Here is a 13851-nt window from a genome sequence, read left to right as displayed (position 1 = left end):
CAATATTATATCTTGCCGTCGGCTTTCAAATACGTTTTGTTACCATTAGAGTTAATGTAGTACTGCCCGCCACGAGGCCCTTCATAAATAGTACGGCCTTTTTCGTCTTTACCGATTTGTTTATCTGTTCCAGCTACTTTTTTACGAGTGCTACCATCAGCTTCTTTTCCATCATCTTTTACCGAAGGTTTCGGCGCAGGCTTAACTGTATTGTCTTTATCTGTTGCTTTTTTCTCTTTAGTAGTAGCTTTGTCGGCTACTGCTTTTTCTTTTTTCTCAGGTTTCTCTTTCTTTTCGGCAGTTTCCTTTTTTTCTGTTTTTTCTTTTTTCTCAGGCTTTTCTTTCTTTTCAGCAGCTTCTTTTTTCTCTACCTTTTCTTTTTTCTCAGGTTTTTCTTTCTTTTCGGCAACTTCCTTTTTTTCTGGCTTTTCTTTTTTCTCTGTTTTTTCTTTTGCCTTACCTTTGCTCTTCACTTCTGTTTGAGCAGTTAAATCAAGCACCGAAAAACTTAAAATACCCATAAATAATAGTACCAATAATTTTTTCATTTTTTTTAGAGAGTTTTGGTTTAAAACTACATCAAATGTATGCAAACTATAAAAAAAAATGCAAGTGTTTTAAGTAAAATTTAATGTGCGTCGTTATATAGAATAAATTCTTAAATCAAATCTATGAGAATTAACTCCTTTTTAATTTTATTACTATTGCCTACTATTGTTTTTTCGCAAGGCTATGTTTCTATTTCAGGTAAAATCGTTGATAAAACTACCCAACAAGCCCTTACAAGTGCCTACCTTAGTATTCCGAGCAAAGGCTTTTCTAGCCAGACCAATGCCGTAGGCGAGTTTAAGTTTTTTTTCCCAAGAATCGACCTTGACTCTATACTTACAGTTTCTGCTATCGGGTACAAAACCATCAAAAAAAAGGCATCGTCGTACGACTCAACCAGTGTAATTGAATTAGAAAAAGCCGAAACGCTGGCTTCGGTACAAGGCGGAGACCCAAGAACCTTGTTGAGAGAAGCATTTAATCTTGTAAAACAAAATAATCCGTCGTACCCTACTTATCAGATTGGCTTTTATCTTGAAACTATAGAAATGGCCAAGTTGGGATTCGTAAAAATAACTGAGGGGATTTTGCGTGTTGAACGCCCACATACAGCCAAAGCCATAGGTGTTGAAAAAACTAAAATGCTGAAAGGCCGTACTTACAACTGGGCAGGCCAAACAGCCAAAGTTGATGGCTGGGGCTTTATAAATGGTGCGGCTTTTGTAACTCGCTCGCTAGAGGGAGGAATACCTGACTATCTCGACAAAGGCAATATCAATGATTATGACTTTAAGATTGACTCATTAATGACTTATTTTAACGATAGCCTTGTTTACTCGATGAGTTTTAAACCCGTAAGCAAACGTGTAAGAGCCGCACGTAACGGCAAAATATACATAGATGTAAACAATCAGGCCATTGTCAGGATTGAATATGAAATGACTCCCGAAGGAGTAAAAGATGTAATCGGCAGAAGTTTTGTAGATAATACCCAAAAAGTTGGCAAGCAAGTGAAAGGCCATACACAGTTTTTGCCATTTAATGGCAGATGGCACCTGCAAGACAGCAAATTGACCTTTGTTGCTGACTTTGAAGATAAACTCGAAAAGAAGTTTAACACAGAAGCAACCATGACTGTGCAGTTTATGGCCAACGAAAGCCTTAGGATGGGGCGAAGTTCAATAAAATTTGATGAAGAATTAGTAAGTACTAATAATTTTCCGAAAGGTGGCAAGTACGAAGAGAAATTCTGGGTGCAGAGCAATCACCTGCTTCCAACACCTGCAATGCTTGAGATGATGGATAAGATGGTGAAGAAGTAAATAGCTTATAAAAACCAAAAGAGCCATAAAATTTATGGCTCTTTTGGTTTTATGATTTCTATACATTAAATCTGAAGTGCATTACGTCTCCGTCGGCTACTACATATTCTTTTCCTTCTATGCGTAGGCGTCCGGCTTCACGGCAAGCCGCCTCAGAGCCATATTTTACATAATCATTGTAAGCTATTACCTCAGCCTTAATGAATCCTTTTTCAAAATCGGTGTGAATTACCCCTGCTGCCTGTGGCGCTTTCCAACCTTCCTGAATCGTCCATGCTCTTACTTCTTGTACACCTGCTGTAAAGTAAGTACGTAAGGTTAATAATTTATAAGCTGCTCTAATCAAACGATTCAAACCTGCTTCTTTCAAACCGTATTCGTCCAGAAACATGGCTTTATCGTCAAGGTCTTCCATTTCAGTAATCTGCGCTTCAATAGAGTTGTTTAGCACTATCATTTGCGCACCTTCTTCGTCAGCTACTTTCTGTAATATTTCAGAATACTTGTTACCTGTATGCATTGATGCCTCATCAACATTAGCCACATAAAGCACAGGTTTGATAGACAACAAAAACAAATCAGCTATTGCCGGTAATTCTTCTTTAGCCAGACCCAAGCCACGTATGTTTTTGCCTTGTAGCAACCAATCCTGGCAACGTTTCAATACATCAAATTCAGCCTTTGCTTTGGCATCGCCTCCTACTCTGGCTTGTTTTTCTATTTTCTGAATCTTCTTTTCAACGCTTTCAAGGTCTTTCAACTGTAACTCAGTATCGATAATCTCTTTATCGCCTACCGGGTTTATCGCACCTTCGTCACGAAGAATGTTTTCGTCTTCAAAACATCTGATAACGTGTATAATCGCATCTACTTCTCTGATATTACCTAAAAATTTGTTTCCTAACCCTTCTCCACGGCTGGCACCTCTTACCAATCCGGCAATATCTACAATCTCAATCTGGGTTGGTACTACTCTGTTAGGTTTTACTAACTCGGTCAGTTTATCTAGTCTTTCGTCTGGTACGTCTACTAGGCCCACGTTAGGGTCAATAGTACAGAAACGATAATTGCTTGCCTGTGCTTTAGCACTATTCGATACGGCATTAAAAAGCGTTGATTTTCCAACATTGGGTAATCCTACAATTCCGGCTTGTAAAGGCATATAATCTAGTAATCTATTAAGTCTGAATGAAAATTTGCGCAAAATTACGCTAAAAGCAGGAGAAAGGCAAAGTAAATAAAATTGTACCTAGTAATAAGTCATATTAAAAAGCGTTTATTACATAAAAGCGTGACTATACTATTCTATGAGACCCCTATTCTTTCTGACAACCGGCCTTTTATTGCTTATATACATCAATGTTCAAGCCCAATACAAGAAATCTTTTCAAAGCCGCTACAATGTAGGCGCAAGTCTGGAACTTTTAGGTATAAGCCCTTTAGGCTCGGGTAATATTGAGTTTATGGCCTTTAAGCGTGCTAAAAGCTTTGTAAATGTGCAATTGGGTATTGGTATTATTTCTTTGCCTAGAGATGTTTTTTCGTTCTCGCAGGCTATTACGTATAACTATTGGCTGAATCAGGGAAAAAATCAGCGAAGAAAAGATTGCAGGCCCGAAAGAAAAGAAAGAAGAATTGAATATTTTATCGAGTTGGGCGTGGCTAACTTTATACTGGCAGGAATAAGACCAGGCCAGCAGCTTGACTATATTTTTCCGGTTTCGGGTTTGCGGTTGCATTTCCCTGTTAACAGGAAATCAGTAATTTTTGCAAAATTACGCTATATGCCCTTGTCCAATTATGCACAACAATCAAATTTTGGTATTGCACTCGGCACAAGCTTATAATACTAAAGCCTTTGAGAATCTCCCAAAGGCTAAATGTCTTTTCACTCCCTTACTCAACAACAATTTTTAATCAATAAAGGGTTTTTACGGATTCCAGGTTAAAGAAGACCTCACAGAATCAGCAGCAAAAATTGATAATTAATACGTTGTTGGTAAGAACTACTCCCACTTTAAATCAGAACCGCCACCTGATGCGTAGTCTTCAGTGTCATCACCTGCAACAGGAACTTGTTCGTTTTTGTACTGGTCAAAATCGAATTCAGGCATCAATTCAGTTTTGATGTGTCCAATTGTTTCTTGAAGAGCTTCAAGGAATTTGTTAAAATCTTCTTTGTACACAAACATCTTGCTCTTCTCGAATACAAATCCTCCATCTTTCTGAAAACGACGGCTCTCGGTGATAGTTAGGTAGTAATCATTTGAACGGGTGCTTCTTACATCGAAAAAATAAGTACGCTTACCCGCTCTTACACGTTTAGAGTAAATTTTGTCTCTGTCTTCTCTTTCCACAATCCTTTTAAGTTTTAGAGGTTTAGAATGATTTTCAAATATAGGTTTTTATTGCTTTATCCAAAATATTTTATTAGGATTTTCTAACAAAAATAATGTTATTTTCATTTCAAATCAGAAATTTTCAACATAATTATTTTAAATCTGATTTCTACACAAAATTTTTGATTGTTTTTGCACTTGGCAAAATTTTCGTATCTATGCAATTCGAAATCAAATATTAACCTTGAATGACACTAAAAACAGTACCTTTTTTATGTTTACTCATTCTATTTAAACCTACGCTAGCAACCTGTCAATCATCACTTATCGGAGTCGAACTGTTTGGAAAAGCATCTTATTACGAAAACAAATTTTATGGTAAAAAAACGGCTAGTGGCGAAATTCTGAAAAAAAATGTGCTTACCTGTGCCCACCCAACTTTGCCTTTTGGTACAATGATTGAAGTAACCAACCTTGCAAACAATAAATGGTGTATTGTTAGGGTTAATGATAGAGGGCCTTTTTCGAAGGGGCGTATCCTTGATGTATCTCATGCGGCAGCCAAACAATTGAATATGTTTAACCATGGGGTAGTAAAGGTAAAAATGACAGTAGTGGGTGAGAATGACACAATTTATATTGAAAGGCCCGACTCTATGATAAAAAGTGCGGCCGATTTAATACTAGACGAACCTCAGGAAGAAGAAGAGGTAGCAATACCTTTGAAACCCAAGCCTAAAACCGTAAAACGGAAACCCTCTAAAGCATTAACTAAAAAAAGAGCAAACAGAAAAAAACCGGCATCGTCGGCCAACAAAACTAAGCCCAAAACAGTAGTTAATAAACAGGGCAGTACTAAAGCAACAAGCAAGCAATCAACAGTAAAAAAGACATAGGCTCTATATTATGTTAGATTTAGTAAAAATACGGGAATACGGAAATATTGAGTTTCTGGCCAAACAATTAGTAGAAGGGTTTATTACGGGCTTGCATAAGTCGCCATTTCATGGATTTTCGGTTGAGTTTGCCGAGCACCGTTTATACAACACAGGTGAGAGCACCCGCTACATTGACTGGAAAGTATTTGCTAAAACTGACCGCCTATATGTAAAGCGTTACGAAGAAGAAACCAATCTGCGTTGCCACCTGCTTATCGATACGTCGTCGTCGATGTATTATCCCGAAAAATCTAATGGTAAAATAACCTTTAGTATTATGGCGGCAGGAGCACTGGCTTATACACTACAAAAACAACGTGATGCCGTAAGCCTCACTACTTTTTCGGAAGGCATTGAAATACAAACACCGATTAAATCGACACCATCGCACATACATAAGATATTTTTAGATTTAGACTCTCTTTTGCATAAACCAAAGCCGAATAAAAAAACATCGGTAGTTCAGACTTTACACGAGATTGCCGAGAAGATTCATAAACGCTCGTTGGTAGTTATTTTTAGTGATATGTTTGACGATATTACTAATACCGAACCTCTTTTTACGGCTATGCAACACTTGCGCCATAATTTACACGAGGTATTGCTATTTCATGTTACCGATAAAAATACCGAAGAAGAATTTAACTTTGAAGAACGCCCTTATGAGTTTATTGATTTAGAAACGGGCGAAAAAGTAAAAGTGCAACCATCTCAGGTAAAAAGCCATTATCAGGCGGCAATCAAAGAGTTTTACCACGATTTACGCTTAAAATGTGGCCAATACAAAATTGACTTTGTTGAGGCAGATATTTCTCAGGGATTCGACCAGATTCTTTCGGCTTTCTTAGTAAAGAGAGGGAAGATGAGGTAAAATCTCTCAATTTGAATCCATAAACTTACAATATGATGAATACAAGCAGACGTTTCTTTCTGGGCACTTCTGTGGCAGGCTTTATGTATTGGCTTTATAGAAGCGTATTCGGAGGTGAGCCTGTTAAACCCTCTCTCAGCATTGATGAACTAGCCGATGTATCGGTGCCACCTGTTCCAAACGAAATCATTCCCAATGGGACATTTACTGAATTTGAAACCAAGACGCTTCCTTCGTTGGTAAGTGGACTTAATGATATACCCACTAAAAATACGCTGGGCTTTGAGGTTTTTCCGAATGTAAACGGCCGCCCTACTGCAAAATTCAATAGCCGTTTCTTATGGGGTAATGGTGTAGAGTTCATGAATCACAGCGGCGACACCCCTCCTATCGCCCTGTCTAAAGGTTTAGCCACAGGGTTTGATAATTCTTTTCTGAATACATTAAAGGGCGTACCCGGCGAACATAGATATAAGTGGACGCTTTTTAACGATTTTTTGTTCTGGCAAAAAAATCATGAAGAACTAGAAAAACAGGGAGCCGAAAACTACGTAGCCATCAAATATCAGTCGATGGATTCAACAGGGCAACGGGTGCCTTTTGCTTATACGATGCTTGATATTGAAGGCGGTGTAACCGATTTTTCGAAAATCAGCTCTTTTTTAAAAGGTTATTATAATGCCGCCAAGCAAGATAACCCTAAACACGTTGTAATTCTTTATAGCTATGCACCCAACAAGGGCTTTACATACTGGCATAGCGGTTATTATTACGATGGTGACAATGTGCCACTAGACGAGAAGTTCTTCCCTTTCAACAAGCACTCTTATAATGAGTCTAAAGCAAAGGTAAGCAGTGGTGTTATCAACAATTATTTCAGAGGAAAAGATTTAATGTATAATGTGCTGGTGAGCTATCCGAAGGTTAATCTTCCCATTAGCACACCTATGTACCAGAAAGATGCTAATGGCCGATTTATGGTTGATGGCTATGGTAACAGAGTATTAAGAAACGATACTTTTCAGGAGAATCAACGAGGCGAAATTATTAATTTTTCGGCAGCAGGAGATAGGAAAGATATTTCGCAGTCAGAAGGGCATAATTATGGTGAATACCGCCTGAAATCTGAATTATATCATGGAATCAACCAGTTCGGAGGGTATTATTCTGAAATTTTCTTCCGTTTGCAGATGTTGGCTAAAGATTGTGGTTTAAAAACCGACTTTCAGAATATTCATGCCATTAACAATCCTTATCAGACCATCGGTATTTTACGGCACGATTTAGAGTCTAATCCGTTTACGAATCTTTATCGTCCCATAGACCGTGTAACGTCCGAATGGCATGCTACGCTGGTTTATACTTTATTGAATAATGTACTTATCTGGTCGAATGTAACCGGAGGAAACGTGGGCTTAACCATGCGTGGCGCATGGCTGAATGGGAACTTCATACCAGATTTGCATGTATCAACTCAAGAAGGTACACCTTTCGGTGCAGATTATTTCGGCGATGGAGCCGGACAACCAAAACGAGAAGGGCATTTGGGTAATTATCGCCAATGGGCAGCTAAAATGTATCAGATGCAAGCCGAAAACAGGGTATATGGGCTTTGGCAAAAGACCGACAAAATACTTGCCTTTGCTCACCCCGAGCAAATCATCAACGGGCAGTTTCCGGCTGTTGGCAGGCTACAAGGTAATATTCTGAAACTGAGTGCGGTAGAGTCAAAACTTGAAATCGGCGAGAGTTTTCAGATTACCATTAAAAACAAAAAGAACAATGCCGCTTTTATCAAAACTATGTCGGCCAAAACGGTACTTAACGAGATAATAACGCTACCTGCTGGCCAGTACAACGCCCAGGATATTTATCTCGAATACACCAATCCGGTAAAAGGTGGTTTACAAAGGGTTAACGGCATAGGAGAAAAAGTTTAGAAACAATAAAAAACAGGAGATACAAGTGTACTCCTGTTTCGATTAAGTTTAGCTATTATTGTATAAAACTTTCCTTTTTCGGGGCTAGTTCATACAATAATCAGCCGTCAAATTAACCGGATTTAAATTACTCAATACATAGGCAATTGCCAGAAAAATCTTCTAATTGTGTAATACTATAAACTTGTTACTCACCAGCCTTTTACCATTAACAATTACCTGAAATACATACGTACCAGCCATCCAGTCGGCAGTGTTTACTTTTATCTTTGAATCAGTATTTTCCAGATTATAGGTACCTACAATAGTGCCCGACAGATTGAAGAATACCAACTTTGCCGAAGGCAGGTTTGCAGGCAGGTTATAATCAAAATTCACTTCATTATCAGCAGGGTTCGGGTACAATGCCGAAATACTTACCTCGCTCAGGTCATCGTTGGGTTGCATGGTAGCACTTTCGCATTTACATACTTTGGTGCTAAACATATCTTCTTCCGAGTCTCGTACCTCTGTCATTTTCAGTTCTCTCTTTTCGCTTACTACTCTGGTTCTTCTATCGCGTGCTGCTACATAAAATATTCCTGCTTTTTTAGGTGTAAATTCTAGTCCGGTGGCAATAGGTTTTTCAGCCTGTTCGTCGTCATACCAGAGTACTTCTGTGCCTTTAGCTGTATTTGTAACACTAAAAGCAGGCATAGGCGAGCCCGGTGAAAAAGTTTCAGACTGATTCAGCACCAGAGGAATCTGTACCGCAGGCAATTCACAATTAGGTGCATTGACTATTTTGCTGGTAGTACAATTGCCTGTAATATCAACAGAAGTCAACGAAACATTTGGCATAAAGGCCGGAATATTCTCAACCGTGTAGAAACCATCATTATTAGCAACCACATAGCCCGCACTCGATTGTAACGGCAGTTTATTGAGGCGTTTCAAGTAATCGTACGAAGTAGGCATACCGATGTTTGAAGTAGCGGCATATATCTGCTGAACAAGTGCCCAGTCATCTCCCTCTAGTTTTACTCTTATACTATAGCTATCTATTTTCTGGTTACAATAGATTGAGTCTATTACAATTTTAGGACCTGTACACCCTTCAACCAGAATCGGGCAGCAACTTGTAATATTACAAGTACCCGAAGCCTTAGAGAAAGTGTATTCGCCGCCCCTTACAATATTCAACGAGCTATCTTTATTGATTACCGCAATATTCGGCGATGTATCTTTGGTAATTTCTTCATAAAACCCCGAGGCTACGTTTTTGTAATACCATTTCACACCACTATATTTTTTAAGCGTAACCCGATAAGTCTCATCTTTTTTCAAAGAAATAGGCACACTCACACAACTTACACCATAATCGCTCTCATCGGTTTTCACTGAAAGAGTCTTTGTATCTTTTTCTTTCCCATTCTGTCGCCAGATATAAGAAGTACAATAAGCCAAACCCGGTTGCGTTACTTTTGCTTTTATGATTAGTTTCAGCGTTTCGCCACCGTTAACATTCCCGACACCCCATGAACCACCAATAGACTCAAAAATCCCTTTATCGGCATAAAAATAGACAACTTTCAAACTGCTGCTTAACAAGTTCTGTACAGTTACCCCAGTAGCGGCTTTATTACCTCTGTTTATAATGAGTGTAGTAAAAGTTACAACCTCATCGAGCTGAGGGGTATGTATATCTACGGCCTGAATCAATTCCAGTTTACTGTAATCAGTAAGGGTAGCAAAGTTTACGTGTTCTAAAACAATATTCTGGTCTATATAGCAAGTTTCGGTGTTATACACTCTTACTGTATAAGTCTTTATAGTAGCCGGATTTGGCAGATTCTTGATTTCAATTTCTTTTTTGCCGATATTAATCAGAATTGATTTTGAATAGTCGATTCCGGCAGCACCGTTTTCAGAAATAGCGTAGCGTGTAGCATTGTCTATGTTTGAGATGATAATTCTGGCATCGTTAGTACCGGCTTTTGTTACATCAACGCTACGAAGTGTAAATGTTGGCGGAAAACATCTGCTCTGCACAACTTCTTCCTCTTTCAGAAATCGGTTTGAATCACCTTCGTTAAAGCCTAGTAGTATAAAAGCAAAAAACAGCAAGCCCACCCTGAAAAAGCCGGAAAACGTATTCTTTGACAAACTTAGAAAGTTCTTCATCGTAGTTTCAATAGCTAAAATCACTCGATAACAATGTCAGTTTTTAGTGTTGAATCTTTTGAATAGCTGAACTGATATTGCTACAAAATGGCTGATATAACCAGCCAAATCCTGTAAGATGTTAAACCTTACAGGACTTAGCCAATTAGAACTCTTATACTATGTTATTATTTTGCTCTCTTCTGCTCAATAGTTGCAGGTTCGCAATAGCCACCAGGGCAACCGCAATCTTTGAATGTAATAACCTCGGTTTTGTCGGCTGTACATTCAAATCTATTCTGAACTCTTACAGTGTATGCCTGATCTACAGTTGGGTTCGGTAAAGTACTTGCAAATATTCCGCCTGCGCCATCTGGGATAGTTGCAAATGGTGTTGCAGTAGCAGGGTTATATGTAGTTCCTGGGCTGTAAGACACTTTATCAGAATCACGATAGCGGGTCAGAATTAATTGTGCATTAGATTGCGGAGTAGAACCCACGCAAAGTGCATTTACCGCAATAAGCTCTGCAATCGGTTTCGGATTTACTGTTACAGGAATAGTTGCCCAACCTGACTCACAACCTGTACCCGGAATCACTTGTAATACATAATAATTTGTTAGGCCTGCAGTTTCTGTATTAACAGGTGGTGGAGTGGCAGATGTACCGCCTCCGATAATCCATAGAATAGTATTGCTTCCTTCTGCTGTTGCTTCTAGTTTGTTTGGCGTTTCACCTTCACAATAGGTATTTTTATTATTTGCTATTACTGGTAAGCTAGGAGTAGGATTCACTTCAACCTTTATCGTATCACGGTCTGATATACAACCAGTTGAAGTTTCTGTCTGACTCACATAGTAAAAAGTTGTACCCGCTTGCTGAGTTGAAGGCGTTGGTGCTGTTGGCTCACTTACTACACCAGTTGCTTCGTTTTTGAACCATAAAACCGTGTGCCCCTGATCAGGATTAAAGACAAGTGTAGCTGCTGATACTGCTTGGCAATAAACCACATCATCAACTTTTGGTGTAGTAGGTTTGCGATGTACCCGTACTACTAAAGTCGCTTTAGGTGATTCACAACCAGTAACATCATCTTTTTGGGTTACAAAAAAGTCGGTTGTACCTGTTGATTTAGTTACTTCAGGACCAGGAGTATACGGGTCTGGATATGCATCTTTTGCTGTTGCTGTTGCCTCTGTATACCATAATAAAGTATGGTTAGGTAGTTTAGGAGCATCCAGAGGTACAGGTGTATCACCAGGGCAATATGTCTTCTCTGTCACAGTAGGTGCGTCTGGTAATTTATTAACTGTTACTGAAGTAGTTGCAGAAGCCGAACATGATTCTCCATTAGTTACAGTTACCGAATATAAACCGGCATCAGCTGATGAAGCATTTAACTTTTCAGGACCAGCTAATGTTGAAGCAAAACCATTCTGCCCTGTCCAAGAATATGTATCTGTTGGAGATGCGCCCTGAACTGCTAAAATGATGGTATCTTTAGCACAAACTGTGACTGGATTGATTGTTAAGACAGGAATCGCTTTAATGGTAACTTCTATCGAAGAACGGTCAGATTCACAAGTAGTTACATTATCTTTCTTACTTAGGTAATAAATTGTTTTCCCTATGTCAGCAGTTGGCGCTATGGTAGCTGTTGTTGAAGCTGTACCACCCGTGGCAGCTTTATCATACCATAGAATTGTATAGCCTGTTGTATTTTCAGCAACGGCTAGTGTAACAGGGGCAGAATCTTTACAAGCTGATACTGGGTTTGCAACTGGAGCATCTGGTTTAGGATTAACAATTACCTGTAATGCTGCACGATGCGATTCACAACCTGTTGCATCATTTTTCTGGCTTACGTAGTAATAAACGGTGTCAGTTTCAACAGGATTATAGTTCGGCACTACTAATGATGCCGTGCCACCCGTTGAGTAATTACCATACCATTGTGTAGTATAGCCCGTACCTGAATTGGTTGCCACTAAATCTACTGCTGCATCCTTTTCACAGAAAACTTTATTTGTTACAACTGGTTCACCAGGCAATTCATTAATTACTACTAGTGTTGTAGCTGTTGCAGAGCAAGATTGACCGTTAGTTACGGTTACAGTATATATTCCGGCATCTTTATCTTTATCAGCATTTAATTTTTCAGGATTAGCTATTGTCGAAGTAAATCCGCTAGCACTAGGCCCAGCCCAAGCAAAGGTAGCACCATCAACATTTCCTTCTAGTTTAAAACTGATTGTACTCTCTTCACACACATCAGGCACTTTTGTGATCGCTACAATTGGTAGTTCTCTAATTGTAAGTGTGAATGTAATAGAGTCAGCACAGTTTTTATGGTCTTGGTCATATACTTTCAGCTTATATTTGTACACACCAATTTCGGTGGGTTTTGCTGTAAAGTCAGCAGTAGTTTGTCCTGCTATAATTGCTGTACCTGCGTTGTTGGCTCCGTTGTCGTTATACCACTCATAAATAACAGTCCCTCTTGGGTTCTGAGTAAGGGTAGCTTTTATATCTGTGAAACTAGCCTGATAACAAATGCTTTGTCCAAGGTCAGTTGTAGCCAATTTTGGAGGAATACCTGCTTCAATTTTAATCGGACAACAACCACCTGTTGGACAGTTAGTAGCTCCATCTTTCACAATTGTGTAAGAGTACTCTCCTTCACTTTTTATAATCAAAGGGCCATTTGCCTGAAATATTACACCCAAGCTAGCAGCATTATCTGCTGTAATTACCACGTCGCCTTTTTTCCATACCACCCCTGTATAATTTGCTAAAGTAATTTTATACTCATCATCATTACAATAATCAAACGGTGTAGAAATACAAGCCTGGCTATAATCATCTTCTCCAGGAACATTTGTAGTAGCATCTGCATCTGCTTTAGAATCTGCATCTTTAATTCCATTAGATTCATCAGCTTTCGTCAAGTTAGCTGTTACTACTCTTATACCTCTACTTGTAACTGTTCCTGTCAACGTTAAAGTAGCTGTCCCTGTCCCGGCGGCAAGTGTTGGAACAGTCCACACTCCGTTTGTATAAGTAGTACCTGCAGGAACATTAGCCGCTGTTACATTCGAAAGACCTTCCGGAATCTCTAGTTTAAATTCCAACCCATTAGCGGCTGCGGTTCCTATGTTTCGGGCAACTATTGTAACTGTAACCTGGCTCCCAAGTGCCACAAAAGTTCCGCCGTTGTGAGTTACATTTACATCAACATCGGTGTACAACGGTTTTGTATTAAAATTTACCCGCTCTAAAATAAACGTATGGTCATAATAACACGTAGTATCTGGTGCGAAAACACGAACGATGTATTTTGTTCCTGCAGCAGTGGTTGGATTCTGCAGATTTCTTGCCAGATATGAGGAATCAGCCTGTAGAATAGAGAATTTGTTTGCTTCTGCAAAAGCCGGCCCCGTGTAGGTATCTCCGACAGAATACCCTACCCTGTATTCGCCACTTGGTAAACCGGTCAGGCGTATTTTAGCATTGTTGGCTGTTGGTCCTGTAGCATCCACTCCTACCAGATTAACAGGAATAGGACTTGTACAAGGCACGGGCACTCTTTGGGCAAAGGCGCTTTGGCTCATAAATAATAGGAGGATACCTATAATCGATAGAAAAAACCATGGTTTGGTTCGTCTAAGGCAAGATTGTAAGGTAATTTTGGGTACACTGTTTTCCATTTGACAAACTGTTAAATTTGGATGTATAAAGCTTAATTTAAAT

10 protein-coding genes are annotated in these 13851 nt (G+C 39.2%); 5 read left to right on the top strand and 5 right to left on the bottom strand.

Translation table 11 applies throughout. The features are described from left to right. Positions 1-5 precede the first annotated feature (5 nt). Positions 6-548, bottom strand: coding sequence for a hypothetical protein (locus tag WAE64_RS16890; protein ID WP_340238590.1), 543 nt, complete (start codon positions 546-548; stop codon positions 6-8). 123 nt (positions 549-671) lie between these two features. Between WAE64_RS16890 and WAE64_RS16885 the strand changes: the two genes are divergently transcribed. Further along, the gene (locus WAE64_RS16885) at positions 672-1871 is read left to right on the top strand and encodes a carboxypeptidase-like regulatory domain-containing protein (protein WP_340238588.1); all 1200 of its coding nucleotides are present in this window, start codon (positions 672-674) and stop codon (positions 1869-1871) included. Between the two features lie 58 nt (positions 1872-1929). Here the strand turns inward: WAE64_RS16885 and ychF are convergent, their stop codons facing one another. Beyond that, positions 1930-3033, bottom strand: a complete 1104-nt coding sequence (ychF, locus tag WAE64_RS16880) for a redox-regulated ATPase YchF (RefSeq protein WP_340238587.1) — start codon at positions 3031-3033, stop codon at positions 1930-1932. Between the two features lie 145 nt (positions 3034-3178). Between ychF and WAE64_RS16875 the strand changes: the two genes are divergently transcribed. Next, the gene (locus WAE64_RS16875; protein ID WP_340238585.1) at positions 3179-3718 is read left to right on the top strand and encodes a hypothetical protein; all 540 of its coding nucleotides are present in this window, start codon (positions 3179-3181) and stop codon (positions 3716-3718) included. A gap of 159 nt (positions 3719-3877) precedes the next feature. Here the strand turns inward: WAE64_RS16875 and WAE64_RS16870 are convergent, their stop codons facing one another. After that, a complete protein-coding gene (locus tag WAE64_RS16870; RefSeq protein WP_340238583.1) occupies positions 3878-4228 on the bottom strand; it encodes a DUF3276 family protein in 351 nt (116 codons plus the stop codon). Between the two features lie 230 nt (positions 4229-4458). Here WAE64_RS16870 and WAE64_RS16865 point away from each other — a divergent pair, with 230 nt between their 5' ends. The 3 genes from WAE64_RS16865 to WAE64_RS16855 are packed head-to-tail and all read left to right on the top strand — an operon-like array spanning position 4459 to position 7959. Further along, positions 4459-5106 (top strand): septal ring lytic transglycosylase RlpA family protein, encoded by a 648-nt coding sequence (locus tag WAE64_RS16865; protein ID WP_340238582.1) that lies wholly within the window; start codon positions 4459-4461, stop codon positions 5104-5106. A 10-nt stretch (positions 5107-5116) separates the two neighbouring features. After that, positions 5117-6019, top strand: coding sequence for a DUF58 domain-containing protein (locus WAE64_RS16860; RefSeq protein ID WP_340238580.1), 903 nt, complete (start codon positions 5117-5119; stop codon positions 6017-6019). 32 nt (positions 6020-6051) lie between these two features. Then, positions 6052-7959: a hypothetical protein gene (locus WAE64_RS16855; RefSeq protein ID WP_340238578.1), complete on the top strand. Its 1908-nt coding sequence runs from the start codon at positions 6052-6054 to the stop codon at positions 7957-7959. Positions 7960-8121: 162 nt separating this feature from the next. Here WAE64_RS16855 and WAE64_RS16850 read toward each other — a convergent pair whose 3' ends face one another. Both WAE64_RS16850 and WAE64_RS16845 read right to left on the bottom strand, forming a co-directional pair. Then, a complete protein-coding gene (locus WAE64_RS16850) occupies positions 8122-10122 on the bottom strand; it encodes a T9SS type A sorting domain-containing protein (RefSeq protein WP_340238576.1) in 2001 nt (666 codons plus the stop codon). A 167-nt stretch (positions 10123-10289) separates the two neighbouring features. Continuing rightward, complete coding sequence (locus WAE64_RS16845; RefSeq protein ID WP_340238575.1) at positions 10290-13712, bottom strand: Ig-like domain-containing protein; 3423 nt, start codon at positions 13710-13712, stop codon at positions 10290-10292. Between the last annotated feature and the right edge of the window lie 139 nt (positions 13713-13851).

The organism is Emticicia soli, assembly GCF_037860775.1.
GTDB classification, from domain to species: domain Bacteria; phylum Bacteroidota; class Bacteroidia; order Cytophagales; family Spirosomataceae; genus Emticicia; species Emticicia soli.
Note: the sequence above shows the minus strand (reverse complement) of the source record. Positions and strands in the feature narration are given on the sequence as shown.

What these genes read in the sequence shown, in the direction of transcription:
- WAE64_RS16890 (WP_340238590.1), bottom strand. Translation starts at nt 548, where the DNA reads ATGAAAAAATTATTGGTACTATTATTTATGGGTATTTTAAGTTTTTCG.
- WAE64_RS16885 (WP_340238588.1), top strand. Translation starts at nt 672, where the DNA reads ATGAGAATTAACTCCTTTTTAATTTTATTACTATTGCCTACTATTGTT.
- ychF (WP_340238587.1), bottom strand. Translation starts at nt 3,033, where the DNA reads ATGCCTTTACAAGCCGGAATTGTAGGATTACCCAATGTTGGAAAATCA.
- WAE64_RS16875 (WP_340238585.1), top strand. Translation starts at nt 3,179, where the DNA reads ATGAGACCCCTATTCTTTCTGACAACCGGCCTTTTATTGCTTATATAC.
- WAE64_RS16865 (WP_340238582.1), top strand. Translation starts at nt 4,459, where the DNA reads ATGACACTAAAAACAGTACCTTTTTTATGTTTACTCATTCTATTTAAA.
- WAE64_RS16860 (WP_340238580.1), top strand. Translation starts at nt 5,117, where the DNA reads ATGTTAGATTTAGTAAAAATACGGGAATACGGAAATATTGAGTTTCTG.
- WAE64_RS16855 (WP_340238578.1), top strand. Translation starts at nt 6,052, where the DNA reads ATGATGAATACAAGCAGACGTTTCTTTCTGGGCACTTCTGTGGCAGGC.
- WAE64_RS16850 (WP_340238576.1), bottom strand. Translation starts at nt 10,122, where the DNA reads ATGAAGAACTTTCTAAGTTTGTCAAAGAATACGTTTTCCGGCTTTTTC.
- WAE64_RS16845 (WP_340238575.1), bottom strand. Translation starts at nt 13,712, where the DNA reads ATGAGCCAAAGCGCCTTTGCCCAAAGAGTGCCCGTGCCTTGTACAAGT.